This is a genomic window from Streptomyces diversicolor (assembly GCF_057537855.1).
Window position 1 is genome coordinate 46,666 of the sequence record NZ_BAAJXA010000012.1, and the last position, 25,269, is coordinate 71,934.

The 25,269-nt window shown below is 73.0% G+C and carries 23 protein-coding genes and 1 pseudogene; 8 read left to right on the forward strand and 16 right to left on the reverse strand.

All coding sequences use genetic code 11. The features are described from left to right. Nucleotides 1-43 precede the first annotated feature (43 nt). Both AC27LF_RS16155 and AC27LF_RS16160 read right to left on the reverse strand, forming a co-directional pair. The gene (locus tag AC27LF_RS16155) at nucleotides 44-319 is read right to left on the reverse strand and encodes a DUF397 domain-containing protein (RefSeq protein ID WP_479657593.1); all 276 of its coding nucleotides are present in this window, start codon (nucleotides 317-319) and stop codon (nucleotides 44-46) included. After that, a complete protein-coding gene (locus AC27LF_RS16160) occupies nucleotides 320-1,180 on the reverse strand; it encodes a helix-turn-helix domain-containing protein (protein ID WP_479657594.1) in 861 nt (286 codons plus the stop codon). A gap of 220 nt (nucleotides 1,181-1,400) precedes the next feature. Between AC27LF_RS16160 and AC27LF_RS16165 the strand changes: the two genes are divergently transcribed. Both AC27LF_RS16165 and AC27LF_RS16170 read left to right on the forward strand, forming a co-directional pair. Next, nucleotides 1,401-2,051: an ATP-binding protein gene (locus tag AC27LF_RS16165; RefSeq protein WP_479657595.1), complete on the forward strand. Its 651-nt coding sequence runs from the start codon at nucleotides 1,401-1,403 to the stop codon at nucleotides 2,049-2,051. Continuing rightward, nucleotides 2,042-2,473, forward strand: coding sequence for a hypothetical protein (locus AC27LF_RS16170; protein ID WP_479657596.1), 432 nt, complete (start codon nucleotides 2,042-2,044; stop codon nucleotides 2,471-2,473). The genes AC27LF_RS16165 and AC27LF_RS16170 overlap by 10 nt, the downstream gene beginning before the upstream one ends. 173 nt (nucleotides 2,474-2,646) lie before the next feature. Here the strand turns inward: AC27LF_RS16170 and AC27LF_RS16175 are convergent, their stop codons facing one another. The 5 genes and pseudogenes from AC27LF_RS16175 to AC27LF_RS16195 form a co-directional block, all read right to left on the reverse strand. Then, the gene (locus AC27LF_RS16175) at nucleotides 2,647-3,291 is read right to left on the reverse strand and encodes a DUF899 domain-containing protein (RefSeq protein WP_479657597.1); all 645 of its coding nucleotides are present in this window, start codon (nucleotides 3,289-3,291) and stop codon (nucleotides 2,647-2,649) included. A 113-nt stretch (nucleotides 3,292-3,404) separates the two neighbouring features. Beyond that, nucleotides 3,405-4,571 carry a cytochrome P450 family protein gene (locus AC27LF_RS16180; protein WP_479657598.1) on the reverse strand — a complete coding sequence of 389 codons (1,167 nt, stop codon included), beginning with the start codon at nucleotides 4,569-4,571 and terminating at the stop codon, nucleotides 3,405-3,407. A 233-nt stretch (nucleotides 4,572-4,804) separates the two neighbouring features. Further along, the gene (locus tag AC27LF_RS16185; protein ID WP_479657599.1) at nucleotides 4,805-6,658 is read right to left on the reverse strand and encodes an FUSC family protein; all 1,854 of its coding nucleotides are present in this window, start codon (nucleotides 6,656-6,658) and stop codon (nucleotides 4,805-4,807) included. Between the two features lie 626 nt (nucleotides 6,659-7,284). Continuing rightward, nucleotides 7,285-7,605 (reverse strand): annotated as a pseudogene (locus tag AC27LF_RS16190) (DUF7873 family protein); the annotation flags it as partial. A gap of 40 nt (nucleotides 7,606-7,645) precedes the next feature. Then, nucleotides 7,646-8,458: a nucleotidyltransferase domain-containing protein gene (locus tag AC27LF_RS16195; protein WP_479657600.1), complete on the reverse strand. Its 813-nt coding sequence runs from the start codon at nucleotides 8,456-8,458 to the stop codon at nucleotides 7,646-7,648. 189 nt (nucleotides 8,459-8,647) lie between these two features. On the opposite strand from AC27LF_RS16195, the gene AC27LF_RS16200 reads away from it, so the two are divergent. Together AC27LF_RS16200 and AC27LF_RS16205 are read left to right on the forward strand one after the other, a co-directional pair. Beyond that, nucleotides 8,648-9,061, forward strand: a complete 414-nt coding sequence (locus tag AC27LF_RS16200) for a RidA family protein (protein WP_479657601.1) — start codon at nucleotides 8,648-8,650, stop codon at nucleotides 9,059-9,061. An 8-nt stretch (nucleotides 9,062-9,069) separates the two neighbouring features. Beyond that, entirely contained in the window at nucleotides 9,070-9,522 is a 453-nt protein-coding gene (locus AC27LF_RS16205) for a GNAT family N-acetyltransferase (protein ID WP_479657602.1), read from the forward strand. Here the strand turns inward: AC27LF_RS16205 and pip are convergent, their stop codons facing one another. Further along, nucleotides 9,523-10,491 (reverse strand): prolyl aminopeptidase, encoded by a 969-nt coding sequence (pip, locus tag AC27LF_RS16210; protein ID WP_479657603.1) that lies wholly within the window; start codon nucleotides 10,489-10,491, stop codon nucleotides 9,523-9,525. A 37-nt stretch (nucleotides 10,492-10,528) separates the two neighbouring features. Next, the gene (locus AC27LF_RS16215; RefSeq protein ID WP_479657604.1) at nucleotides 10,529-11,230 is read right to left on the reverse strand and encodes a uracil-DNA glycosylase; all 702 of its coding nucleotides are present in this window, start codon (nucleotides 11,228-11,230) and stop codon (nucleotides 10,529-10,531) included. A 149-nt stretch (nucleotides 11,231-11,379) separates the two neighbouring features. On the opposite strand from AC27LF_RS16215, the gene AC27LF_RS16220 reads away from it, so the two are divergent. Then, on the forward strand, nucleotides 11,380-11,997 hold the full coding sequence (locus AC27LF_RS16220; protein ID WP_479657605.1) for an RNA-binding S4 domain-containing protein: 618 nt from the start codon (nucleotides 11,380-11,382) through the stop codon (nucleotides 11,995-11,997). A 6-nt stretch (nucleotides 11,998-12,003) separates the two neighbouring features. On the opposite strand, the gene AC27LF_RS16225 is transcribed toward AC27LF_RS16220, so the two are convergent. Together AC27LF_RS16225 and AC27LF_RS16230 are read right to left on the reverse strand one after the other, a co-directional pair. Further along, the gene (locus AC27LF_RS16225) at nucleotides 12,004-12,468 is read right to left on the reverse strand and encodes a DoxX family protein (RefSeq protein WP_479657606.1); all 465 of its coding nucleotides are present in this window, start codon (nucleotides 12,466-12,468) and stop codon (nucleotides 12,004-12,006) included. A 99-nt stretch (nucleotides 12,469-12,567) separates the two neighbouring features. Continuing rightward, a complete protein-coding gene (locus tag AC27LF_RS16230; protein WP_479657607.1) occupies nucleotides 12,568-13,266 on the reverse strand; it encodes a class I SAM-dependent methyltransferase in 699 nt (232 codons plus the stop codon). Between the two features lie 296 nt (nucleotides 13,267-13,562). On the opposite strand from AC27LF_RS16230, the gene AC27LF_RS16235 reads away from it, so the two are divergent. Beyond that, nucleotides 13,563-13,889, forward strand: a complete 327-nt coding sequence (locus tag AC27LF_RS16235) for a DUF6343 family protein (RefSeq protein WP_479657608.1) — start codon at nucleotides 13,563-13,565, stop codon at nucleotides 13,887-13,889. 37 nt (nucleotides 13,890-13,926) lie between these two features. Here AC27LF_RS16235 and AC27LF_RS16240 read toward each other — a convergent pair whose 3' ends face one another. From AC27LF_RS16240 to rpsA, 5 genes are all read right to left on the reverse strand, one after another. Beyond that, nucleotides 13,927-14,307 (reverse strand): tetratricopeptide repeat protein, encoded by a 381-nt coding sequence (locus AC27LF_RS16240; protein WP_404026237.1) that lies wholly within the window; start codon nucleotides 14,305-14,307, stop codon nucleotides 13,927-13,929. Between the two features lie 50 nt (nucleotides 14,308-14,357). Next, entirely contained in the window at nucleotides 14,358-14,990 is a 633-nt protein-coding gene (coaE, locus tag AC27LF_RS16245) for a dephospho-CoA kinase (RefSeq protein WP_479657609.1), read from the reverse strand. Nucleotides 14,991-15,919: 929 nt separating this feature from the next. After that, nucleotides 15,920-16,855, reverse strand: a complete 936-nt coding sequence (locus AC27LF_RS16250; protein ID WP_479657610.1) for a PAC2 family protein — start codon at nucleotides 16,853-16,855, stop codon at nucleotides 15,920-15,922. 162 nt (nucleotides 16,856-17,017) lie between these two features. Further along, nucleotides 17,018-18,634 carry a flavin monoamine oxidase family protein gene (locus tag AC27LF_RS16255; RefSeq protein WP_479657611.1) on the reverse strand — a complete coding sequence of 539 codons (1,617 nt, stop codon included), beginning with the start codon at nucleotides 18,632-18,634 and terminating at the stop codon, nucleotides 17,018-17,020. Nucleotides 18,635-19,732: 1,098 nt separating this feature from the next. Then, the gene (rpsA, locus tag AC27LF_RS16260; RefSeq protein WP_351735057.1) at nucleotides 19,733-21,226 is read right to left on the reverse strand and encodes a 30S ribosomal protein S1; all 1,494 of its coding nucleotides are present in this window, start codon (nucleotides 21,224-21,226) and stop codon (nucleotides 19,733-19,735) included. Between the two features lie 378 nt (nucleotides 21,227-21,604). Here rpsA and AC27LF_RS16265 point away from each other — a divergent pair, with 378 nt between their 5' ends. Next, nucleotides 21,605-22,417: a class I SAM-dependent methyltransferase gene (locus AC27LF_RS16265; protein ID WP_479657717.1), complete on the forward strand. Its 813-nt coding sequence runs from the start codon at nucleotides 21,605-21,607 to the stop codon at nucleotides 22,415-22,417. A 200-nt stretch (nucleotides 22,418-22,617) separates the two neighbouring features. Continuing rightward, nucleotides 22,618-25,218 carry an ATP-dependent helicase HrpB gene (gene hrpB / locus AC27LF_RS16270; RefSeq protein ID WP_479657612.1) on the forward strand — a complete coding sequence of 867 codons (2,601 nt, stop codon included), beginning with the start codon at nucleotides 22,618-22,620 and terminating at the stop codon, nucleotides 25,216-25,218. The last annotated feature ends 51 nt before the right edge of the window (nucleotides 25,219-25,269 follow it).

Sequence of the window (25,269 nt, forward strand, 5' to 3'; positions counted from 1 at the left end):
TCAGCGGAAAGTCGAGTTAGCAGCAACATCAACGTGCGGGGGTTCAGGACAGCAGGAAGTCCGCGTCACCCGCCTTCGCGCCCTGTATGAAGGCGGTCATCTCGTCCGTGGTGTAGATGAGCGCCGGCCCGTCCGGGTCGGTCGACTGACGGACGGCGATCCGGCCGTCGGAGAGCTTCATGGCCTCCAGGCAGTTACCTCCGTTACCGCCGCTCCACGGCTTGTGCCAGCCCTCGCTGCCCAGATCGCGCGCGGGCATGCCGTTGTAGATCCGCTGGGCGCGGGGCAACGGCTTGGCGTGGGTCATGCTGCGTTCCATTCACAACTCCTTGCGAAGATCCCGGAGGATCTCCTTGGTGCGATGTGCCGTGGCGGCCTGAGCCGCCATGCGGTCCATGACCTCAAGGTGGGTCGCCACCTCCGAGCGCGCGTCCAGGTAGACGGCGCCGGTCAGGTACTCGCTGTAAACCATGTCCGGCAGTTCCGACACGGCGAATCGGAACAGCACGAAGGGCCCGTACGTGCCCGGATGCGGCCCGCTGGCGAACGGGGCGATCTGGAGGGTCACGTTGGGCAGCTTTGCGGCCTCAAGCAGCTTGTCGACCTGCGCGCGCATCACCTTCGGGCCGCCGACCTGGCGCAGCAGGACGGTCTCGTCCATCACCACCCAGAAACGGGGCGCGTCGGCGCGGGTGAGCAGGTCCTGGCGCTGCATGCGCAGCGCGACATGGCGCTCGATGTCCTCGGGCTGGGTCTGGCCTATGGCGCCGGATTCCAGGACGCCGCGCGCGTAGTCCTCGGTCTGCAGCAGGCCGGGTACGAAGTGCGGTTCGTACGAGCGGATCAGGCTGGCCGCGCCTTCGAGGCTGACGTACATCGAGAACCAGCCCGGCAGGATGTCGTGGAAGCGCTGCCACCAGCCGGGCTTGTTGGCGTCCTCGGCGAGCTGCACGAAGAGGTCGGCCTCGTCGTCGGAGACGCCGTATGCCTTCAGGAGCAGCTGGAGGTACGGGATCTTGAGTGCGACTTCGGCCATCTCCATGCGGCGGACGGTGGCGGGGGCCACACGGAGGATGCGGGCTGCCTCCTCGCGCTTGAGCCCGGCGCGTTCCCGCAGGTCCAGCAGGCGCCGACCGAGGACGACCTGGCCCACGGTCGGCGCGGACCGCGGTTCGCTCACGCTCCACCTCCACCTCTTGAACGCGCTGGACACGCATGAATCCGGACAGCCCTGCGGCGCCGTTCGAAGAAGTCATCGGTGATCAGCTGGATCGCCGGTGATTCGAACTGGCGCCGCCGGACGTGCTGTTGCGAGCAGTGTGCCATGGCCCTCGACCGAGTCACACAGCACTCTGCAATTTTCAGAGTGACACTTGCCAAGTGTGCACGGCGGGGCGATAGTGGCAAGCGTGATTCCGTCCGCGCCCTTAGGAACAGAGGCCGCCGCAGACCGACCGGGTCTCGGCGCCGCCGCGGGAGCAGCCGCAGGTCAGGCCGCTGCCGAGCGTCGGTTCCGGTTCGAGCTGGCCGCACATCCGGGCTCACCCGCCCAGGCGAGACGCCTGACGCGGGCCCGGCTGTCCGGCTGGTCGGTGTGCGCGGACACCTGCGACACCGCGGCCCTGGTCATCTCGGAGCTGGTCACCAACGCGGTCGTGCACACGGCCAGCAGCCGGGTGGTGTGTGAGCTGCACGACCACGACGACGTGCTGCGGATAGCCGTGCGTGACGAGGGGTGCGCGCCTGGTGAACCCCGTCCGTCGCCGCAGCGGGCCGAGGAGGAGCACGGGAGGGGATTGCTTCTCGTGGATGCCATGTGCCGGGCCTGGGGCGCCCAGGAGCACGGGCCGGGCCTGCTGGTCTGGGCCGAGCTGCCGCGCCGGGGCGACACCGCCCCGGACACCGCAGAACCGCGCAGCGACCTGGGCTGGGGCACCCGCCCCGAGCCCGGCCCCGGCCGGGGCACCGGCGAGGAGGAGCGGGTGCAGAAGCAGTACCGCAGGACGTCCGAGACGGAGACACGACGGTCCGGGAGGGCTGAATGGCTGTGAGCGGCGCCCCCCACGGCCCGGTGCGCGGGCTCGACACCCTGGTGCGGCTGCAGCGCGAGCAGCGTTCGCCGGGCGCGACCGGGCGGCTCGCGCTGCCCGAGGGCATGACGACACCGCTGGGCTGCGACGCCGTCGCGGTGCCCGCCCGCTTCGGGCCGCTCGTCGTCCCCCGGCTGCCGCGGGTGGGTTGTGTGTACGCCGACGGATCGCACTGGTGGTGGATCGTCCCGTCGGACTCCGACTACGCGCTCACCTGGCCGACCCCGGCGCACTACGCGCCCGGCGCCCGGCTGCCCGCCACCAGCCGTCTCATCCACCGGCCGGACGGCACGGTTCCGTACACCCCGCCGATTCCGCTCTATCTGGCCCTGTGCCGGGTGACGGGGACCACACCGGACTGGTCCCGGCAGCTCAGCGCGTAACCGCCGGCGGAAGGACGCGGCAGCCCGGGCCGACCGGGCGTCCCATGGCCGGCCGGTTCACGACGAAGCCGCACACGCGAAGCCGCCGCCTCGGCACCCTGCCGCCGCCTCACGGTGTCCCTCGGGGTGTGGATCGATTCCGATCACCTTCCGACGGTTCGCGCACGTCCGTGTCAGGTGTCGTACTCGTCGTGACGGCGGACCCGGTCGCTGCCCTCGGGGGCGCGGCCGAGCACCGTCAGGTCCAGCAGGCTGGGGATGGAGCCCAGTGCGTCCAGTCCGTCCTCGTAGGCCGAGTAGGTGTGGAAGACCCGGTCGTGCTCACGCAGGAAGCAGCTGATCCCGGGCCGGTCGGCGAGCGTTCCGTCCCGTTCCAGGGTCACCTCGAAGTCCCGGTTGAAGTCGTTGCCGTACGACGAGAACCAGGGCAGCGCCCAGCCCATCCGCGCCTTGAACGGCAGGATCCGGGTGAACGGCGCCCGGGAGACGACCGCGAACGACGTCTCGCGCGCGTGGAGGTGCGCCAGATGCCCGATCTGGTCGAGGAAGGCGGAGCAGTCGGGGCAGCCCGCGTCCCATTCGGGCGCGAACATGAAGTGGTAGACGACGAGCTGGCGCCGCCCCTCGAACAGATCGAGGAGCGTCGCCTTGCCGTCGCCGCCCTCGAACACGTACTCCGTGTCGATCTCGACCACGGGCAGCCGGCGCCGCTGCGCGTTCAGCACGTCGCGTGCGCGCCGGACCGCCTCCTCCGCGGCCAGCAACTCCGCGCGCGCCGCACGCCACTGCGCGCGCGAGACGATCTCCGGTAACCGCATGGAGCCTCCTGTACGACGGTCACGACCCTGCGCTCTGGATGGTGACCCGCGGGCCGGGCGGAACTCATCGCCCCGCGGGCGATTTTCCTCCACGCGGGGCACGGGCGCCGCGATCAGTAGGTCACGGGCAACGCGACCAGCCCCCGCGCGCGCAGCGACCGGCGCCACCGCAACCCGCCGTCCGCGAGGGCCAGATCCGGGAACCGCTCCAGCAGGGCGGCCAGGGCGATCTCGGTCTCCGCGCGGGCCAGCGGAGCGCCGAGGCAGTAGTGGATGCCGTGGCCGAGGGCGAGGTGTCCGCCGGCGTCACGGCCGAGGTCGAGGCGGTCGGGGTCGGGGAAGCGGGCGGGGTCGCGGTTGGCGGCCGCCGGTGACACCCAGACCGTCTCGCCCGCGGGCACGGTCACCCCGCCGATCGTGACGTCCTCGACCGGGAAGCGCCGGATGGCGAGCAGCGCGGGTCCCTCGTAGCGGGCGAACTCCTCGACGGCGCCCGGCAGCAGGCCGGGGTCGCGGCGCAGCGCGGCGAGCTGGTCGGGGTGGCTGAGCAGGGCGAGCACCGAGTTGCCGATGAGCTGCACCGCGTTCTCGTAGCCGGCGAACAGGATGAGGAAGGCGAGGGACATCAGTTCGTCCTCGCTCAGCCGGTCGCCGTCGTCGCGCACGGCGATCAGGTCGGAGAGCAGGTCGTCGCCCGGCTCGGCGCGCTTGTCGCGCAGCAGCCGGGTGAAGTACCCCAGCATCGCCGCCACGGCCTCCTTGCCGGCCTCGGGCCGTGCCGGGTCGGGGGCGACGAGACTGTCCGTCCAGACCCTGAAGTCGAACCGGTGCTCGTCCGGAATGCCGAACAGGTCGCAGATGACGGTGATCGGCAGGGGTGCGGCGTAGGCGGCGACGAGGTCGGCGCTGCCGTGCGGGCCGAGCGCGTCGAGCAGCGCGTCGGCGGTGCGCCGGATCGGCGCCCGCAACCGCTGCACACGGCGCGGTGTGAAGGCCCGGCCGACCAGGCGGCGCACGCGCGTGTGGTCGGGCGGGTCCATGTTGAGCAGGTTGGCGTCGAGCGCGGGTGGCAGCGGGAAACCCTTGTAGGTGCCCGCCGAGGCGTGCCGTTTGTCGAGCGCGAGCCGGGGGTCGGCGAGGGCTTCGCGCACGTCGTCGTAGCGGGTGACGAGCCAGGCGGGGGTGCCGTCGGGGCCGGTGATGCGGTGCACCGGTGCGCTGTCGCGCAGCCGCCGGTACACGTCGTACGGGTGGTCGAGGAGGCCGTCCGCGAGATCCATGGGGCACAGCCTAGAAAGAAGCGGGTGCTGGGGTGGCGTACTCCTGAAGGCGGCACCGTCGGCGTCCGGACGGGACGGTGGTCGCGACGAACCGGCGGGGCCGTTAAGCACGGTGGCCGAGACGGACCGGTGGGGCGGTGAGGGGCGGTGGTGGGGACGGCCCGGTGGGGTGGTGAGGGGCGGGGGTCGGCGGGGCAGGCGTGCGGGCGATGGCGGCCGGCCGCGTACGGCGGTCAGGCTGTGAGCGGCAGTTCCGGGGCCGTCAGCCCGAGTTGCCGTCCGCCGCGCTCCAGTTCCGTGAGCAGTGCGTCGAGTTGCTCGGTGTGGCGCGGGCTGAGCCGTCCGGTGTCGTCGAGGTGCACGGCGCAGGCCGTGGTCGTGTCGACGAGCCGTTCCAGGACGGCCGCGACCGCGTCCGTGCCCTCGGTGTGCCGGGCGAGGGCGGGCAGTTCGGCGGCGGCGAGGGCGATGGCGGCACGGGCCGCGGCGAGGGTGCGATATGCCTCGCGGCGCAGCGCCCACCGCTCGGGCCGGTCCTCGGACCCCGCGAGGACATGGGTGAGGTAGGCGTGCGCGGCGTTCCCGGCCGCGGCGAGCCGGGCCCGTACGCCCGCGCCCCGCTCCCCCGGCATCGGCAGATGCCCGACGACCAGCACGAGCGCGCAGGCCAGCAGCGTCTCGCCGATCCGGCTGACGGACGCTTGGGGCTCTCCGCCGACCATGACGAGGGCGAGCACGAGCACGGTGACGACGGCGGTCTGCGCGGCGAAGTGCCGGGTGGCGACCGGGATGAGCGCCCCGCTGACCGCGACCAGCGCGACGAGCCCCGCCGGCCGGGGCAGTACGGCGGCGAGTCCGGCGAAGACGAGGGCACCGAGAACGGTCCCGGCGGCCCGGCACAGCACCCGCGAGGCCAGCGGGCCGAGATCGGGCTTGACGAGGAAGACCGCGGTGGCCGGCAGCCAGTACCAGTGCTGGTGCTGCCCGTACCAGCGGGCGTGGTGCAGGGACTGGGCGATGGCCGCGCTCGCCCCGAAGCACAGGGCGACCCGCAGTCCGTACTCCCGTCCGCCGGTGCCCAGCGCCGTGCGGAGCGCATCGCGCGTCCGCCGCCTGTGGGTGTGCAGGTTGCCGTCCTCGCCCCGGTCGAAGACGTCGGCGGCGTGCAGGAGTGCGTCGTCGAGGGCGCGCAGGGCCGGCGCGCGGCGGCCGGGCGCGGGCAGCGGCCCCGTGGGGCGGTTGCCGCGGACGGCGGCGGCGAGCCTGCGGGGCCCTTCGCAGGCCCGGCCGGACACCGCTTCCCCGGCCCAGGCGAGCGCGGTCGCGGCCTCGGCGAGCGGTAGCGCGGCGGCGTACTGGGCGCGCAGCCGCCGCTCGGCGGCGGAGCCGGCGTAGCGGCGCAGCCGGGGCCCGGCGAGGGCGTCCTGGGCGTGGTCGAGGGCGGCGGTGAGCGCGGCCCTGCGCCGGACGGCCGCGCCGGTGCCTGCGGCGTCGAGCAGGTCCGCTACGGCGTCGTACACGTCGGCCACCGCCGTCCGTTCGCCGTCGAACCGGTAGTCGCCGGTGAGGGCGCCGGGCGTGGGCAGGGCGAGCCGCAGCGCGAGCAGCCAGCCGGCTCCGGCGAGGAAGGCGAGCGCCCGCAGCCAGCCCGGTTCGGGCAGCGGCATGCCGGCCCCGATCGCGGCGGTGACGAGCAACTGCGTGCCGGCGCCGGATGCGACGGGCCCGACCGCGCTCATGCCGCCGGCGACGAGCCCGAGGCCGGTCAGCAGCAGGGTCAGCGGGACCGCGCCGAGGTACCGACCCGTGTACGTCCCGATCAGCAGCCCCACCGCCCCGGCGAGCGCGGGCACGCCGAGCCGTGCGACCGCCGCACGTCGGCTGCCGGGCCGGTCGTTGATCCCGGCGAGCATGGCGGCGATGGCGGCGACGACACCGAGGGAGGCGTGGCCGCCGAGGACGGCGCCGAGCAGCAGGGGGCCCGCGGCGAGCGCCCCGCGTGCGACGGCGCTCCAGGGGACGGGCCCGCGCTGGGCGCTGAGGGCGTGGGCGAGCCAGGGCGGGGCTGCGGGGAGGGCGCGGGTCACCGGGGCTCCTGTCCGGACGAGGGCGGGGGGTGCCTTCGGGCGACGGCGGCCGTGGCGAGCGGGCAGTGGGTCCACGGTAGATCGCGGGACCGTACGCGAGGGAGCGGTGGCGTTTCCGCCGTGTGACGGTTGACCGGAGGGGGCGTTCTTTATGAACGCAACGGCGTGGCCGGACCGGGTCCCGGACGGATCGTCGGGCCGAACGGGCGCGGACCCGGGGGCGTAGCCTGCCCCCGGGTCCTGGAAGTGCCGTCCACGATCACACGCCGGCACGCTTGAGGGTCCAGGTCAGTCGTCATGTCGTCGCGTCCTGCCTTTGGACCACCGCACATCGAACTGTGCGGACCGGACTTGAACCGGCATCTCGACGCCTTGGGGCCTGGGCCCGGTCGATCCGGCGATCGACGGCGAATGCTGAGTCTGGAGCGAGAGTCTGAGATTGATCGCGGTCTGCCTCTGCCGGTTGGGCCACCGCGGCACGGAGAGGGTCCATGGATGCCGCGGGGAGGACTCGAACCTCCACTGGAACCGCGCCGTCACGACAAGCTTCAGCTTCAGCTTGCGCTCCTCGCGCACCCCGGTCACCGGGACCGGGGAGTCTCACAGGGTACGGTCACCGGAAGAGCGGGGACGTCGGCGACGAGCACTCGTCCGTCCACCGTCACGTCCGCCCGGGCGGTGCAGTTGGCCCAGTCCTTGGTGGCGGTCAGGTCGAACAGCCGCGTCAGGGTCGCCGCGGTCTCCCGCAGCACGTCCTCGGCCTTGACCTGCACCCGCGTCGACTCGGGCGGCAACTGCTCGCCCTCCTCGTCCTTCGGCTGGTACGTCCGGGAGATGCCCGCCAGCAACGCGGGCTTGTGCAGCCCGTGATGGGCGGCCGTCAGGTCCTGGTGCGCCTTGGACTTGATGCCCTTCTCGACTGCGATGATCTGGTTGAGTTTCGCCACGTGAAGACGCTAGCAGCGTCGACTCGGCCATCTCGAACGGTTATTCGGCCAGCCGGGCGTCAGCGGTGGCAGGGCCGGCGGTCACGGCGCGGGCCGCGGCGACCGACTCCTCGAAAAGGGCCTCGGCGCGCTCGACACCGGCCACCGGCCCGGCGCCGCGCAGACCGGTCACGATGCCGTCGACGGCGCGCAGGCCCGCCCGCTCCAGCAGCCGTTTCTCGTTGGTCACCCATTCCCCGCGGGCCGCGAGCACCGCGTGGGCGGTCTGGGCGGCGGCCACGGCGAGGGCGCCGGCGACCTCGGTGAGGCGGCCGTGCGGCGCGTGGTGGGCCTTGGCGTAGGCGAGGGTGGCGCGGGCGGTGCCGTGCCAGTGTTCGGGGGCGGTACGGCGCAGCTTCGGCGGGTAGGCCGCGGGGCGCGGCAGTTCTCCTCGCAGCACCGTGTTGACCGCGAGTTCCGCGACGACCAGGTAGCTGGGGATGCCGGCGAGGTGGAAGAGCAGCGGCTCCACCCGGAAACGGCCCTCCTGCGCCTCCGCCAGTTCATGCTCGACGACGTCCAGGTCGCGGTAGTGCACGTCGACACGACGGCCGTCGACGGTCAGCCACGCGCCGCCGTTGAAGACGCCGCCGCCCCAGCCGCCGATCTCGGAGACCTCGCCCGGCCAGCCGAGGGCGCGCAGCTCCGCGGGGTCGAAGCGGCCCCGGTAGTAGACGGCGAGGTCCCAGTCGCTGTCCGGGCGGTGGGTGCCCTGGGCCCGGGAGCCGCCGAGTGCCACGGCCCGGACGGCGGTGAGCGCGGCGAGGCGGTCGGCGGTGGTGTCCAGGAACGTCTGGTCGGGATCGGACGGCATGGGCGGCTCCGGCGGATGAACGGGACGTCGGGTGCGGTGCGGTGTGTTTCCCACGGGGATCGGCGGGAGGCGATCGGCGGGATCTTAGGTGCGGTGGGCCGGTCACGCGAACCGAATAATTCGGATGCGGACACGCGACCGTGCCCCGCATGATCGGCAGCCTGCCCGCCACCCGCACCGGGAGCCACCATGATCCAGCACATCACCGCCCCCGCCCTCTTCCCGCCGCCCAGGTACTCCCACGCCTGCGTCGTCGCGGCCGGCACGAAGCTCGCGTTCCTCGCGGGGGCCGTCCCGCTCGCTGCGGACGGCACCCTCGTCGGCCCGGACGACCCGGTACGGCAGGCCGAGCAGGTGATCGCGAATCTGGTCGAGCAACTGGACGCCGTGGGCAGCGACCTGGCCCATGTCGTGGCGACGGACGTGTACGTCGTCAGCGCCGAGCCCGCGGTGCTCTCGCAGGTGTGGGAGGTGGTCGAGGCCAGCGGGCTCAGCACCGGACCGCACGCGTCGACGCTGGTCGGCGTGGCCTGCCTCGGTTACCGCGGCCAACTGGTCGAGATCACCGCCACGGCCGTCGTCCCCGCGGGGGTGGGCGTGTGAGGGGCGGTGTGGGTGTGGTTCTGCGGCGTGCTGTCGCGGCCGACGCGGGGGACGTCGCCGATGTCTGGCTGCGTTCGTACGATGCCGCGCTGCCGACGGTCACCCGGCCGCGGTCCGACGACGCCGTACGGGACTACTTCCGTGACGTCGTCGTACCGCTCAGGGAGACCTGGGTCGCCGAGCCGGCCGGCGGGGGCGGGACCGTGGGGGTGATGGTGCTCGACGGCGCGACGCTCTCCCAGCTCTACCTCGACCCCCGGTGGCGGGGCCGCGGCATCGGTGACCGGTTCGTCAATCTGGCCAAGGAGCGCAGCCCCGAGGGCCTTTCCCTGTGGACCTTCCAGGTCAACAGGCCCGCCCACCGCTTCTACGAGCGGCACGGCTTTGTCGCCGTCGAGTTCACGGACGGCCGCGCGAACGAGGAGCGGGAACCGGACGTCCGCTATGTGTGGCGGCCGTGATCAGGCGGCGGACGCCGCGTACTTGTCCGTCGCCGCCACCACCGCGTCCACGACGCCCGGCGCGCCCGCGTTGTGGCCGGCCTCGTCCACGACCACCAACTTGCTGCCGGGCCAGGCGTGATGGAGCCGCCAGACCATCCCGACGAGGTTGGCGAGGTCGAGGCTGCCCTGGACGAGGGTCCCCGGGATGCCCTTCAACAGGTGCGCGTCGCGCAGCACGACGCCCGTGTCGTTGCCCTCACCGAGGAAGTGGTCGTTGCCCCAGTAGTGGGTGACCGTGCGGGCGAAGCCCATCCGGAACTCCGGGTCCTCGTACCGCTCGACCGACCGCGGCGGCGCGGGGACGATCGCCGTCTCCCAGTCGGTCCAGGCGCGCGCCGCCCGCTCCCGCACGGCCTGGTCGGGCGACTCCAGCAGCCGGTGGTAGGCGGCGGCGAGGTTGCCGTCCCGCTCGTCCTCGGGCAGCCCGGCCAGGAACCGCTCGAACGCCTCGGGGAAGATCTTCCCCAACCCCCTGGTCAGCAGGGCCACTTCGGCGTTGGAGCCGGTCGCGACCCCGGCCAGCACCAGCTCGGACACGGCCTCCGGATGCGTCTGCGCGTACCGCAGTCCCAGCACCGAGCCCCATGAGATGCCCCACACCAGCCACCGCTCGATCCCGAGGTGCCGGCGCAGCAGTTCCAGGTCGGCGATCAGATGGGCCGTCGTGTTGACGCTCATGTCGGTGCCGTACGCGCTCGCCCTCGGCGTCGAACGGCCGCTGCCGCGCTGGTCGAGCAGCACGATGCGGTACGCGGCCGGGTCGCAGTAGCGGCGCAGTTGCGGGGTGCTGCCGGAGCCCGGGCCGCCGTGCAGCATGACCGCGGGCTTGCCGTGCGGATTGCCACAGGTCTCCCAGTGGACGAGGTTGCCGTCACCGACGTCGAACATGCCCTGGTCGTACGGTTCGATCTTCGGATACAGGCCCATCGGGGCACCGTAACGACCCGGCGGCGGGCCTGTCCTGTCATTTCCGGCCCGGCAGCCCGGCGGCGTCCGCCGCCGTGCGCAGCACCTCCCGCAGCATCTCGGGCGTGAGCCGACCGGTGAAGGTGTTGCGCTGGCTGACGTGGAAACAACCGAAGAGGTCCAGCCCGTCGAGGGACACCCGGGCGCCGTGCGCGAAGGCCGGCCGGGGACGCGGGATCGTCCAGCCCGCCGCGGCGAAGGCGGGCAGCGCGGCCTGCCAGCCGAAGGCGCCCAGCACGACCGCGGCCCGCAGGGTGGGCCGCAGCAGCCCCAGCTCCCGCACCAGCCAGGGGCGGCAGGTGTCGCGTTCGGCGGGCGTCGGCCGGTTGGCGGGCGGGGCGCAGTGCACGGGCGAGGTGACGCGCACGCCGTACAGTTCCAGACCGTCGTCGGCGCTCACGGACGTGGGCTGCGAGGCCAGCCCGATGTCGTACAGCGCCCGGTACAGCACGTCGCCCGAGCGGTCGCCGGTGAACATGCGGCCGGTCCGGTTCCCGCCGTGTGCGGCGGGCGCCAGCCCGAGGATCAGCAGCCGGGCGTCGGACGGTCCGTAGCCGGGCACCGGGCGGCCCCAGTACGTCCAGTCGGCGAAGGCGGCGCGCTTGGTCCGGGCCACCTCCTCGCGCCATGTCACCAGCCGCGGGCAGGCCCGGCAGCCGGCGATCCGCCGGTCGAGAGCGTCGAGGCCACTACCGTCCATGCCCCCACGGTATGCCCGACGACCGGCACCCCCGCCGCCACGGAGGGAAACGGCAGACGGCACATACAGCGGGCGCCGTGCGGCGGGCAGGCGAGCGTGGGTGGGAAAACGCTGCCGTGTTCCTCGGGGCGGCGAGCTAAGGTCGGGGCATGGCTTCCGAGGATGCGGACGTGAACGGCGACCATGGGACCGAGCCGACCGGCTCCCCAACGGGTCCCCGGGCGGGTGCCCGGACCGACGCCACGGCCGAGGGCCTTCCCGCGCGGTCCGACGCCGAGCCCGGGGGCTCCTCGGACGCGCCCGCCGGCGACACCATGGACCCCAAGGTCGCCGCTGCGGTGGCCGCCGCCCGGGCGGCCGGTCCGGGGAAGGGCGAGACCGTCCGCATCGACAGCTGGATCTGGGCCGTCCGTCTGATCAAGACCCGCTCGCTGGGCGCCGCCGCCTGCCGTGGCGGGCACGTCCACGTCAACGGCGAGCGTGTGAAGCCCGCGTACTCCGTGCGCGTCGGCGACGAGGTGCGGCTACGGCACGAGGGCCGGGAGCGGATCGTCATCGTCAAGCGTCTGATCCGCAAGCGGGTCGGCGCCCCCGTGGCGGTTCAGTGCTATGTCGACAACTCGCCGCCTCCCCCGCCTCGGGATGCCGTCGCCCCCGCGGGTGTGCGCGACCGTGGCGCCGGCCGCCCCACCAAGCGGGACCGCCGCGAACTGGAACGGCTGCGGGCCCTGCGCGGCCTCGGCAACCGCCCCCCGGGATCCCGGTGACCCAGATCATGCCCGCCGGTGCACCAGTCGCAGCAGGTCCGCGTTGCGCCCGCGTCGGGCCCAGGCGATGAGGGCCAGGGGCACGATCAGGATGAGCGGGGTCGCCGCGTTCTCTCCGTCGAAGGCGGTGAGCTGGACGACGAACGCCCCCACCATGAGCGCGCCGAGTGCCATGGCCGCCACCGACTGCAGGACCGGTATCAACAAGGCCACGGCCCCGGCCAATTCGAGCGCGCCGATGATGTACATGCCGGTGTTGCCCCAGCCGATCTGGTCGAAGGACTCGACGGCCGAGGAGTGCGCGATCAGCTTGGGCAGGGCACTGGCGATCGCGTAGAAGAGCGCGAGCAGCACCTGTAGGCCGAACAGGGCGGCACGGGCCCGGCGGCCACGCGGGGTCGCGGACTCGGCGATGACCGCAGCGGAGGCGGTGTCGGAGGCGGACGTGCCGGAGGCACTGATCTCGGACATGGATTCTCCCGTTGAAGCGTCCTGGTCGCTGTCACAGAGGCAGACCCCCTTTCGGCGGGGAACTCATCGCCGCCGGGCGAACCTGGTGCGGTCACGTCCCTAGGCCGTCCGGACCGCCCTGACCCACACCCGGTCCGGTGTCAGATATTCGTCCACCTCCAGTCCGGCCTCCGCCAGTGCCCTCTCGAACTGTTCCTTCGTCAGTGGCCGGGCCAGGAACGTCTGGGTCCAGACCGCGTCCGGGAACACATACTCCGCGTGCACCGAGTTCACCCCGTCGCCGACCGGCTCGGCCGAGACCATGCGCACGGTGTAGCCGCCCGGATCGACCCGCTCCCGCGGGAGATTCGTGTGGTAGTCCTCGCCCTCCCGCTGGATCAGCACGCAGCCGCCCTCCGCGACATGCCGGGCGCAGGTGTGCAGCAGGCCGCGCCGCACCTCCGTGTCCCCGGCGTGCACCAGGAACGAGGCGAGCATCACCACGTCGAACGTCTCGCCCAGGTCCAGGTCCTCGATCGGGCTGCATATGGTGCGCGCCCCGCGGACGCGCTCCAGCATCTCCGCGGACTCGTCGACCGCGGTGACCGTGAACCCCCGCTCCAGCAGGGGGTGGGTCACGCGTCCGACGCCGCTGCCCAACTCCAGGATGCTCGCCCCGGCCGGCACGGCCGCGGCGATGATGTCCGGCTCGTCACCGACCGACAGGCGCGAGTAGAGCTCCACCGCGCAGCCGTCCGGGGTGATCGCACCGGGTCCCGTTCCCTCGTATCCCTCTCGTCCATCTCGTCCATCTCGCATTTCAGCCGTCATGCCCGAACAACGGCCCGGCGCCGCACACCCGTTCCCATGCCGCAGCAGTTCACCCGTTCGAGTGGACGGGCCGGTGCGCTGCCCGCATCCGCCGCCCCTTTGCCGCCTGCGGTGGACAGCCGTGGTCCGGGGCACGCCCCCAGGTCGAGCAGCAGGTCAGGCACGCTGCCGGTGTCGGCCGGCGCGGCGGGTCGCCGCCGGTCGGCGTCCGCTCGGTGTCCCGGCCGTCGCGCCTGGTCGGCGTCCGTGTCGAAGAGTACGTTTCAGACAGGAGTGGTGATCCGATGCGTACGGGCAGTGAGCCGACGACCGCGCGCAGTGCTCTGCGGGCGCGGTTCTGGCTGAGCGTGTGGGGAGTGTCCTGGGCGGTCTTCGGAACGGCGGTGTTCGCGCTGGTGGGCCGGACGGGCTGGGCCATCGCCTGCGGGCTGCTGTGGCTGGTGGCCAGCATCGACCTGATCATGATCGTCCGGCACATCCGGCAGGGGCCGCACTACCAGCCGGGCCGCGATGTACCGCCGTACGCTCCGCCGGCGAGCCCGCCGTTCTACCGCCGCCCGTCGCAGCGCCGGCCGCGGTATCGCCGCCCGCCCCAGCACCGGCACCCGTGACCGTCCGGTGGCGCCGGCGTTCACGGCCCCGCCGGGCTCAGGAATCGAACCGCGCCGCCTTCAGATACTGCGGGTTCGGGTCGAGCGCCGCCGCCAGCCGGAAGTGCCGCTTGGCCTGGTCGCGGCGGCCCTGGCGCTCATAGGTGCGGGCGAGGGCGAAGTGCGCGAACGCGTTGTCCGGCTCTCGCTCCAGGACGATGGTGAACTCCAGCTCGGCGGGCCGTAGTTGCGCGGCGGCAAAGAAGGCACGCGCGCGCAGCAGACGGGCGGCCGTGTTCTCGGGGTGCGCGGCGATGACTCCGTCGAGCAGTTTCACCGCGCCCCGCGGATCCCGTGCGTTGAGCAGATGCTCGGCGGCACGGAAGTCGATGACATGCGTTTCCGGAGTACGTCCGGGCGATCCGCTGGTCTCGGGCACGGCACACTCCTTCCCTCGCAGACACCGTTCAACGCCCCGTCGTACGCATGCTATTCCCCGGCCGCCCCTGCGGTGCCCGTGCGGTGCGCCCGTTCCCTGCGGACCAGGTCGGCCCACACCTCGGCGACGCGCCGCCGCAGGGCGTCGAGGGACACGTCGTTGTCGATGACGACGTCCGCGATCTCCAGGCGCTTGTCCCGGGTCGCCTGCGCCGCCATACGCGCGCGTGCGTCCTCCTCGCTCATTCCGCGCCGCCGTACGAGCCGGTCGAGCTGGGTCTCGGGGCCGGCGTCGACGACGACCACGACGTCGTACAGGGGCGCGAGGCTGTTCTCGGCGAGGAGCGGCACATCGTGCACGACGATGGCGTCGGCGGGCGCCGTGCTCTCCAGTTCGCGGGAGCGGGCGCCCACCAGGGGGTGCACGATCGAGTTCAGAACGGCCAGCTTCTCGGGGTCGGCGAAGACGATCGCGCCGAGCCCTGGCCGGTCCAGGCCGCCGTCGGCGGTGAGGACCCGCTCGCCGAAGGCGTCGACCACCGCCGCGAGTCCTGGGGTGCCGGGCGCGACGACCTCGCGGGCGATGCGGTCGGCGTCGATCAGCACGGCACCGTGCTGCACCAGCAGCCGCGACACCTCGCTCTTTCCGGCGCCGATTCCGCCGGTCAGGCCAACTTTCAGCATGCTCGGAAGCCTAGACGCTGCGCTCGGCCGGTGGGGTGGGAGGGGCGGACGGCGGAGCGGGGCGCCCCGGTGACCCCGGGACCGCCCGCCGGCCTCACGGCCCCGCGCGCAGCGGAGGCACCCGAGCCTGGGGCGGCTCGCGTGCGGGCGCTTCGATCAGCTCCGTCCGAGTCCCGGGCCGTCCGAGTCCCGGGCCGTCTGAGCCTGGGCGCGCCCGAGCCCCGGGGAGTCTGAGACCCGACTGTCTGAGTCCGGGGCCGTGCGTGTCCGGGGGGCCGGGCCAGGCCCGTCCGGGTTCATGGCTGATCGGGTCCGGGGCGTTTGTGTACGGGATGGGCCGGGCATCGGGGCGGCCTGTGTCCGCGGCTGTTCGAGTCAGGGCCGTTTACGACCGGGGCCGTCCGAGTCCAGGACCGTTTGCGTGCGGGGCGATCGGGGCCCGGCCATCCGGGGTGAGGGCCTTCGAGCGCGGCACCCTTGGTGTGCGGAGGGCTCGGGCTTGCACTCCGTACGTCAGCTGCGCCATGCCCGCGGGCACTCCGCGCGGGATCGTGAGCGGCCCGGGGCGGCCGGTCAGGCGCCTCCCACCCGTCCGCTGCGGAGCGGTCGGGCCCACACTCCGCACGTCAGCTACGCGAGAACATGAGGCCCATGGGTGGTACGCGCGGGATCGTGAGCGGCCCGAGGCGGCCGGTCAGCCGCCTCCCACCCGTCCGCTGCGGAGCGGTCGGGCCCGCACTCCGTACGTCAGCTGCGCGAGAGCCATGAGGCCCATGGGTGGTACGCGCGGGATCGTGAGCGGCACGGGGCGGTCGGTCCGGCACCTCCCGCCCCGTCCGCTGCCGGATGCTCGGGGCTGCGCTCCGGGCACCCCCGGACGCGGACTGTCCGGACTCCCTCGGAGTCGGAGCCGGTCCGCTTCGGGGGTGTCAGCCCTCGCCTTCCCGTTCCGCCAGGAAGCGTTCGAATTCCTGGCCGATCTCGTCCGCCGACGGGATCTCGACCGGTTCGGCGAGCATGTTGCCCCGGGTTTCGGCGCCCGCCGCGGCATCGTACTGGTGCTCAAGGCCCTGGACGAGAGCCGTCAGTTCCTCGTCGCCCTCCTGGATCTGCCGGTCGATCTCGGTCTGCGTGCGGTACGCGTCCGTGCGCAGCGCGTGTGCGATGCCCGGCAGGACCAGGCCGGTGGCGGCCGTGATGGCCTCCAGGACGGTCAGCGCCGCGTCCGGGTACGCGGAGCGGGCGATGTAGTGCGGAACGTGCGCGGCGACGCCCAGCACGTCATGTCCGGCCTCCATGAGGCGGTACTCCAGAAGCGCCTCGGCGCTGCCGGGCACCTGGGCCTCTTCGAAGGGGCTGCGGCCCGGTACGAGGTCGGTGCGGTTGCCGTGCGGCGTGACGCCCACCGGGCGGGTGTGCGGGACGCCCATGGGGATGCCGTTGAAGCTCACGGACAGGCGGACGCCGAGCCGTTCCACGATCTGCCGTACGGCGGTGGCGAAGCGCTCCCACTCCACGTCGGGCTCCGGGCCGGACAGCAGCAGGAAGGGCGCTCCGGTGGCGTCCTGGACGAGGCGGACCTCGATGGCCGGGACCTCGTAGTCGGTCCAGCGGTCGCGTTTGAACGTCAGCAGCGGGCGCCGGGCCCGGTAGTCCACGAGCCGGTCGTGGTCGAAACGGGCCACGAGTTGGTGGGGCAGCGAGTCGAGCAGCCGGTCGACGATCTGGTCGCCGGTCTCGCCCGCGTCGATGTATCCGTCGAAGTGGTAGAGCATGACAAGGCCGGCCGACTCCTGGGCCAGCGCCATGTCGACGACGGCCAGCCCCTTCGGCTCCCATGCGTACAAACCCTGCGGATCAAGCACTGTGACCGCTCCTCCTCTGTTCCCACCGGATCAACGTCCGCGGGGACGCGGGCATTCCCGCCTCCGCCGGACCGGTCGCGGCGGCTCCGGGCGGTGCCGGGATCGCATGGAGCCGCCGCGCCGCCGCGCCGCCGCGCCGCCGCGCCGGGGCGCCGGACGGGGTCAGGAGGCGAGCACGCGCCGGTGCAGCTCGGTGACGACCTTGCGCGCTGAGGTGATCGCGCCGTGCTGCCAGGCGTCCAGGTAGCTGAGGTAGTCGCCGGCGAAGTACACGTTGCCCTGCGCCCGGTTGAGCGGCGCGTACGCCGGGGCGTCGGGGCCGCCGGGCATGGAGTGCCAGGCGCCTTCCAGATAGGGGGCGAGCTTCCACTGGTGCGAGAACGACGCGGCCAGTTCGGTGCGGTACTTCTCGCCGTGGATCTGGACGCCCTGGGCCACGGCGCGCTCCAGGCGCCCGGCGGGGGTGAGCGCCGAGTACGCCTCGGAGTGTGCGCCGGTGTTGTAGTAGCCGATGATCACCCCTCGGTCGCCGAGGTGGCCGTAGGACGGGTACCAGATGTGGTCCAGGTCCAGGTCGGTCTCGGTGATGCCGCCGAAGATCCTGAAGTCCCGCTCCCACCAACGGCTCCTGTACTCAAGGCCGATCTTGGAGGCGTGGGAGGGCCGCACGGCGAGGAGGGCGGTCTGCACCGCGGAGCCGAGGTTGTGCGAGGTCTTCGCGAGGATGTGCGGTGCCAGTGTGGCGATGCAGTAGTCGGCCTCGATGGTGCGGGTGCGGCCGTGCTGGGTGTAGGTGACGACGACGCCGTGGCCGGTGTTCTTGATGTCGGTGACGGGCGCGCCGGTGCGGATCCGCTTCTCCCCTATGGCGCGTGCGAACGCTGCGGGTATCCGGTCCATGCCGCCGACCGGCTGGAACATCAGCATCGCCTGGTCGTAGCCGAACTCGAAGGAGAAGTAGCGGCCGACGTTGGAGGCGAAGACCTCGGAGAGCGTGGGTATGTCGCCGAGTTCGTTCCCGGGTGTGCCCGAGGCAGCGGGGTCGACGGTGAAGCCGCGGTGCTCGGTGCCGGTGTAGGTGTAGTCGGCGCCGAGGGAGCCGTAGCCCTTGAGGAAGGCCAGCAGTCTTTCCCTGTCGTCGGCGGTCAGTTCGGCGTCGAGGGCGCCGGCGTTGGTGGCCTTCGCGAGCAGTTCGGAGACGTAGCCGTAGACGTCGGCCTTCGCGGTCCGGTACTGGACCGGCGTTCTCATGCCGGCGCCCGGGTTGTAGATGAGCGCGCTGGCGTTGGAGTTGGTGAAGACCTCTATGGGGACGCCGAGTTCGCGACAGTAGTCGAGGGTGACCATCCACTGGGCGAGGCGTGCGGGGCCGGCGTTCATGTACTGGCCCTTGCTGAATCCGGCCGTCTGCCGCACGCCGTTGATGTCCGTGAGGGTGTCGCCGCCGCGGACGGTGAGGTTGCGGCCGCCGACGCGGTCGCGGGCTTCCAGGACGGTGCAGTCGTAGCCGGCCTTGCCCAGTTCGTACGCGGAGGTGAGGCCGGCGATGCCGGCGCCGATGACGACGACCTTGGCGGGTTTGCCCGTGCGGCCCTGGAGGGTGAAGTCGCTGTGGCGGGGCGGCTGGAACGGCGTCTCCTTCTCGGCCGCGTAGGCGGCGGTGGGGGCGAGGCCGAGCGCCCCCATGGTGGCGAACATCGCTCCCGCTCCGCCGGCGACGCCGACGCTGCGCAGGAATGTACGACGGCTCGTTCCCGACCCGGGCTGAGGCAGTGCCATGGCGGAGGCTCCCATCTCGATCATGAACGACCGAGGAAGCCTCCCAATGGCCGGTTACGGGCCGTCGGTTGTTGGTGTGTCCCGCACGTTTCTACACGGCGAGGCAACTCACAACTCCCCGAGGCGGGGCGGCAAACCGCACGAGCGGCCACGGACGACCCGTGGCGGACCGAACAACCGGCGCTCGCCGGGCTGCCGGTGCCTCGCGGGGCTCACACGGCTGCCGGTCGCTCGCGGGGTTGCGCGGGGCGCACGGGCCTGCTCGTGGGTCACGGGACCGCGCGGCGCGCGCTCGGCTACCGGCCACCCACCGAACCGCACGCGGCTACCGGCACCGCACGCGGCCCACAGGCTACCGGTGGCTGGCGGGGCCGCGCAGGGCGCGCAAGGCTGCCGGTGGCTCACAGGACTGCGCAGGGGGGCGTGTTCGGCTGCCCTCCGCCCACCGAACCGCACGCTGCTCACGCGGCTGCCGGGACTGCACGCGCCCCACACCCCTACCGGTCCCACGCGCGGCTGCGGGCGACTGCCAGTCGCCGCCGAACCGCACGCCGGTCCCAAGACTGCCAGTGGCTCGCGAGGCTGTGCGCGGCGCCGATCGCCCACGGAACCGCACGAGGCCCACACGGCTGCCGGTGGAACTGCGCAGGGCCACAGGACTGCGCGGCGCGCGCTCAGCTGCCAGGCGCCCGCCGGACCGCACGCGGCCCACACGGCTACCGGTCACCCGCCGATCGGCACCCGGTCGCACCGGAACGCACGCGGCCCACACGGCTACCGGTCGCGCCGAACCGCACGCAGCCCGCACCGCTGCCAGGCGCCCGCCGAACCGCACGCGGCCCACGCCACGGCCAGCCGCCCACCGGACCGCATCCGGCCCACGCCACTGCCAGCGCTCACCGAACCGCACCCGGCTTCTTAAGGCTGCCGTGGCTCGCAGGGCTGCACGCGGCCCACACGGCTGTCGGCCGCCCGCCACATGGCTACAGGTTGCCCGTCGAACCGCTCCCAAGGCGGTTGCGCCCAAGGCGGAGGGGCCGCACCTCGGAAGGTGCGGCCCCTCTGTTGACTGCCAAGCCTCAGCGGCTAGCGATCAGGTCAGCTCTGACCACCGGCGAGCTTCTCGCGCAGTGCGGCCAGCGCCTCGTCCGAGGCCAGCGCGCCGGAGTTGTCCGCGCCCTCGGAGGAGTACGAACCGCCACCGGACGCGGCCGGAGCGGCGGCCTCGCCGCCCTCGGCGGCAGCGGCGGCATCGGCCTCACGGGACTTGATGACCTGCTGCTGGTGCTGCTCGAAGCGCTGCTGCGCCTCGGCGTACTGGCGCTCCCACTCCTCGCGCTGCTTCTCGTAGCCCTCAAGCCAGTCGTTGGTCTCGGGGTCGAAGCCCTCGGGGTAGATGTAGTTGCCCTGGTCGTCGTAGGACGCGGCCATGCCGTACAGGGTCGGGTCGAACTCGACCGCGGCCGGGTCGGCACCGAAGGACTCGTTGGCCTGCTTGAGGGACAGCGAGATCCGGCGGCGCTCCAGATCGATGTCGATGACCTTGACGAAGATCTCGTCGTTGACCTGGACGACCTGCTCCGGGATCTCCACATGGCGCTCGGCCAGCTCGGAGATGTGGACCAGACCCTCGATGCCCTCGTCGACGCGGACGAACGCACCGAACGGAACCAGCTTCGTGACCTTGCCGGGTACGACCTGGCCGATCTGGTGGGTGCGGGCGAACTGCTGCCACGGGTCTTCCTGGGTCGCCTTCAGCGACAGGGAGACACGCTCGCGGTCCATGTCGACGTCAAGGACCTCGACGGTGACCTCCTGGCCGACCTCGACGACCTCGGACGGGTGGTCGATGTGCTTCCAGGACAGCTCGGAGACGTGGACCAGGCCGTCGACGCCACCCAGGTCCACGAAGGCACCGAAGTTGACGATCGAGGAGACCACACCGGAGCGGACCTGACCCTTCTGGAGGGTCGTGAGGAACGTCTGGCGGACCTCGGACTGGGTCTGCTCCAGCCAGGCACGGCGGGACAGGACCACGTTGTTGCGGTTCTTGTCCAGCTCGATGATCTTGGCCTCCAGCTCCTTGCCGACGTACGGCTGGAGGTCGCGGACCCGGCGCATCTCGACGAGGGACGCGGGCAGGAAGCCACGGAGGCCGATGTCGAGGATGAGACCACCCTTGACGACCTCGATGACGGTACCGGTGACGATGCCGTCCTCTTCCTTGATCTTCTCGATGGTGCCCCAGGCACGCTCGTACTGGGCACGCTTCTTCGAGAGGATCAGGCGGCCTTCCTTGTCCTCCTTCTGGAGGACGAGGGCCTCGATCTCGTCGCCGACGGCGACGACCTCGTTCGGGTCGACGTCGTGCTTGATCGAGAGTTCGCGGCTCGGGATGACACCTTCGGTCTTGTAACCGATGTCGAGCAGGACCTCGTCCCGGTCGACCTTCACGATGACGCCGTCGACGATGTCGCCGTCGTTGAAGTACTTGATCGTCTCGTCGATCGCTGCGAGGAACGCGTCCTCGTTACCGATGTCGTTGACCGCTACCTGCGGGGTGGTGGCGGTGGTCTCGGTGCTGCTCGTCATGTGGGAAAGGGCTCCGGTACGGACATTGAAGTCGTAGGTACTGCTTACGCCGGGAGCCCGTTTCGCTCTGCAGAAGCCGGACAGCCTAGGAAGCGCCCCACCGGGAATCCGGCGACGGCGCCTCGACAACCGAGGGGACATACAACAGATGCGAGCGCAGCCTGCTACGTCTGAGGAGCGCAGGCCCGCAGCGCAACTTGTAGCATACGGGGGCAGCCGGACAGGGTCAATGCACGAAGGCGCACAGCCGGGGCGGATCGTCGCATACCCGGCACAAGAACCGTCCAGCCAGGCCACGCCGGTCCGCGGGACCCCTTGCGTGACACGGCGTGCGCGCACGCCCCGTGGAATGCAGGGAAGAGTACGACGAGGGAGCCGATCATCCAAGAGTCCGAAGCGTTCGAGCCGGAGGCCACCCGGCGTGCGGCCGGTGTCGCGGAGAGCGCCCGTGCCAATCGCGGCTGGTGGGACCGGAACGCGGACGAGTACCAGGTCGAGCACGGCACGTTCCTCGGGGACGACCGTTTCGTGTGGGGTCCGGAGGGCCTTGACGAGGTGGAGGCCGAACTGCTCGGCCCGCCCGAGGAGCTGAAGGGCAGGGCCGTCCTGGAGATCGGGGCGGGCGCGGCGCAGTGCGCGCGCTGGCTGGCCGCGCAGGGCGCGCGTCCGGTGGCCCTGGATCTCTCGCATCGCCAGTTGCAGCACGCGCTGCGCATCGGCGGATCGTTTCCCCTGGTGTGTGCCGACGCCGCCGCGCTGCCGTTCGCGGACGCCTCCTTCGACCTGGCGTGCTCGGCGTACGGGGCGCTGCCGTTCGTGGCGGACCCGCGGCTGGTGCTGCGGGAGGTGCGCCGGGTGCTGCGTCCGGGCGGCCGGTTCGTCTTCTCCGTCACGCACCCGATCCGCTGGGCGTTCCCGGACGAGCCGGGGCCGGAGGGCCTGACGGTCTCGGCGTCGTACTTCGACCGCACGCCCTACGTGGAGCAGGACGACGAGGGCCGGGCCGTGTACGTCGAGCACCACAGGACGCTCGGCGACCGGGTCCGTGACATCGCCTCCTCCGGTTTCCGGCTGGTGGACCTGATCGAGCCGGAGTGGCCGGCGTGGAACACGTCCGAGTGGGGCGGCTGGTCCCCGCTGCGCGGCGCCCTCGTCCCGGGTACGGCGATCTTCGTCTGCGAGCGGGACTGACGCACACGCGCGCGTGGGGCGGGACGCGGGACCGACCGGCTCGTTCGCCCCGCCCGCCGTCGACTGCCGACGCACACGCGCGTGGGGCGTGGCGCGGGCCCATCAGCATGACCGGCTCCGGAAGTGCGACGCACACGCACGCCTGGATTGAGCGCACACGCGCATGGGGACGGTTCCGCGGGCGTACGACACTGGGGGGCGTGATCCGTTACGACGCCCTGGACGCCCTGCCCGTACGCGCCGCCCTGCCCGCGCTGGACGACGCCCTGGCGGGGCACGGCACCGCCGTCCTGGTGGCGCCGCCCGGCACCGGCAAGACCACGCTGGTGCCGCTCGCGCTGGCCGGGCTGCTGGGCGACGGGCCGGCGCGGCGGGTGGTCGTGGCCGAGCCTCGGCGGATCGCGGCGCGCGCGGCGGCCCGCCGGATGGCGTGGCTGCTGGGCGAGGAGGTCGGACGCTCCGTCGGCTACACGGTGCGCGGCGAGCGGGTCGTGGGGCGCCACGCGCGCGTGGAGGTCGTCACGACCGGTGTGCTGTTGCAGCGGCTCCAGCGGGACCAGGAGTCGGCCGGTGTCGATGTCGTCGTGCTCGACGAGTGCCACGAGCGGCATCTGGACGCGGACACGGCGGCGGCGTTCCTGTGGGACGTGCGCGAGACGCTGCGCCCGGACCTGCGGCTGGTGGCGGCGTCGGCGACCACGGACGCGCAGGGCTGGGCGCGGCTGCTGGGCGGCGCGCCGGTGGTCGAGGCGCGGGGCGCCGCGTACGACGTCGAGGTGGTGTGGGCGCCCCCGGCGCGCCCCGTACGGCCGCCGCACGGCCTGTGGGTCGATCCGGCGCTGACGGCGCATGTGGCGTCGGTGGTGCGGCGGGCGCTGGTGGAGCGCTCGGGTGACGTGCTGTGCTTCCTGCCGGGTGTCGGCGAGATCGCCCGGGTCGCCGGCCAGTTGGGGGATCCGCGTGGCCTCGGTAACGTCGAGGTGCTTCAGGTGCACGGGCGGGCGCCGGCGGCGGTGCAGGACGCGGTGCTGGCGCCCGGGGAGCGCCGTCGGGTGGTGCTGGCCACGTCCGTCGCGGAGTCCTCGCTGACGGTTCCCGGGGTGCGGGTGGTCGTCGATGCGGGGCTCGCGCGTGAGCCGCGGGTGGACCACGCGCGCGGGTTGAGCGCGCTGGCCACGGTACGGGCGTCGCAGGCGGCGGGGCGGCAGCGGGCGGGCCGTGCCGGGCGCGAGGCTCCGGGCACGGTGTACCGGTGCTGGGCGCAGGCGGAGGACGCGCGGCTGCCGCGTTTCCCGGCGCCGGAGATCAAGGTGGCCGATCTGACGGCGTTCGCCCTTCAGGCGGCGTGCTGGGGTGATCCGGACGCCTCCGGCCTCGCGCTGCTGGATCCTCCGCCGGGCGGGGCGATGGCGGCGGCGCGCGAGGTGCTGACGGCGATCGGCGCGGTGGACCCGGCGGGCCGGGCGACGCAGCGGGGGCTGCGGCTGGCCCGGCTGGGGCTGCACCCCCGGCTGGGGCGTGCGCTGCTCGACGCGGCGCCGCTGGTGGGCGCGGAGCGGGCGGCGGAGGTGGTCGCGCTGCTGAGCGAGGAGGCGCCGCGGGCGTACGGCGACGATCTCGCGGGCGCGGTGCGGGCCGCGGGGCGCGGCGGCGATGCCTACGCGGGCCGCTGGCGGGCGGAGGTGCGACGGCTGCGGGCCGTCGCCGCCGAGTCCGGCCGCCCGTCCGGCCGCCCGGTCACGGCGACGGCGCGGACCGACGCGGACGGCGCTGCCGCACCGCCCGTGGCGTCGCCGCCGGCCCGGCTCCGCGACCCGGCGGGGATCGGCGCGGACCGGGCCGCGGGTGTCGTCGCCGCTCTCGCGTTTCCCGAGCGGGTGGGGAAGTGGGCCGGCGGGTCGTGGCTGATGGTGTCGGGGACGCGGGCGGAGGCCGCTGAGGGTTCGGCGCTGCGCGGCTGCGCATGGCTCGCCGTCGCCGCCGCGGACCGCCCCGTCGGCAAGGGCCACGCGCGCGTGCGGCTCGGGGCCGTCGTGGACGAGGACGTGGCCCGGCTCGCGGGCGGGGCGCTGCTGGACGGGCGCGACGAGGTGCGCTGGGCCGACGGGGACGTCGTGGCGCGCAGGGTCGAGCGGCTGGGGGCGGTCGAACTGGCCGTGCGGGCGCTGCCGGACGCCGCGCCCGCCCTGGTGCGCAAGGCGCTGCTTGAGGGGCTGCGCCAGGAGGGGTTCGGGCTGCTGAAGTGGTCGGCGGAGGCGGGCGTGCTGCGGCAGCGGCTGGCCTTCCTGCGGCGGCACCTCGGCGAGCCCTGGCCGGACGTGTCGGACGACGCTCTGCACGCGCGCGTGGAGGAGTGGCTGGAGCCGGAACTGGGGCGGGCCCGGCGCCGTGCGGACCTCGCGCGGATCGACGCCGGACAGGCGCTCGCGCGGCTGCTGCCGTGGGCGGACGGCACGGCCGGGCGCCTGGACGAGCTGGCCCCGGAACGGATCACCGTGCCCAGTGGGTCCCGGATCCGGATCGACTACGGCGACCCGGAACAGCCCGTCCTCGCGGTGAAGCTGCAGGAGATGTTCGGGCTGCACGCGTCGCCCGCCGTCGCCGGAGTGCCGTTGCTCGTGCATCTCCTCTCCCCCGCCGGGCGGCCCGCCGCGGTCACCGCCGATCTGGCCTCCTTCTGGAAGGACGGCTACCGGGGCGTACGGGCGGAGCTGCGCGGCCGGTATCCGAAGCATCCGTGGCCCGAGGACCCGGCCACGGCCGAGCCGACCCGGCACACCAACGCCCGCCTCAGGCGCTGACCGGCCCGGAAGGCGACCGGTTCGAAAACCGACCTGTTCAGGAACCTCCCG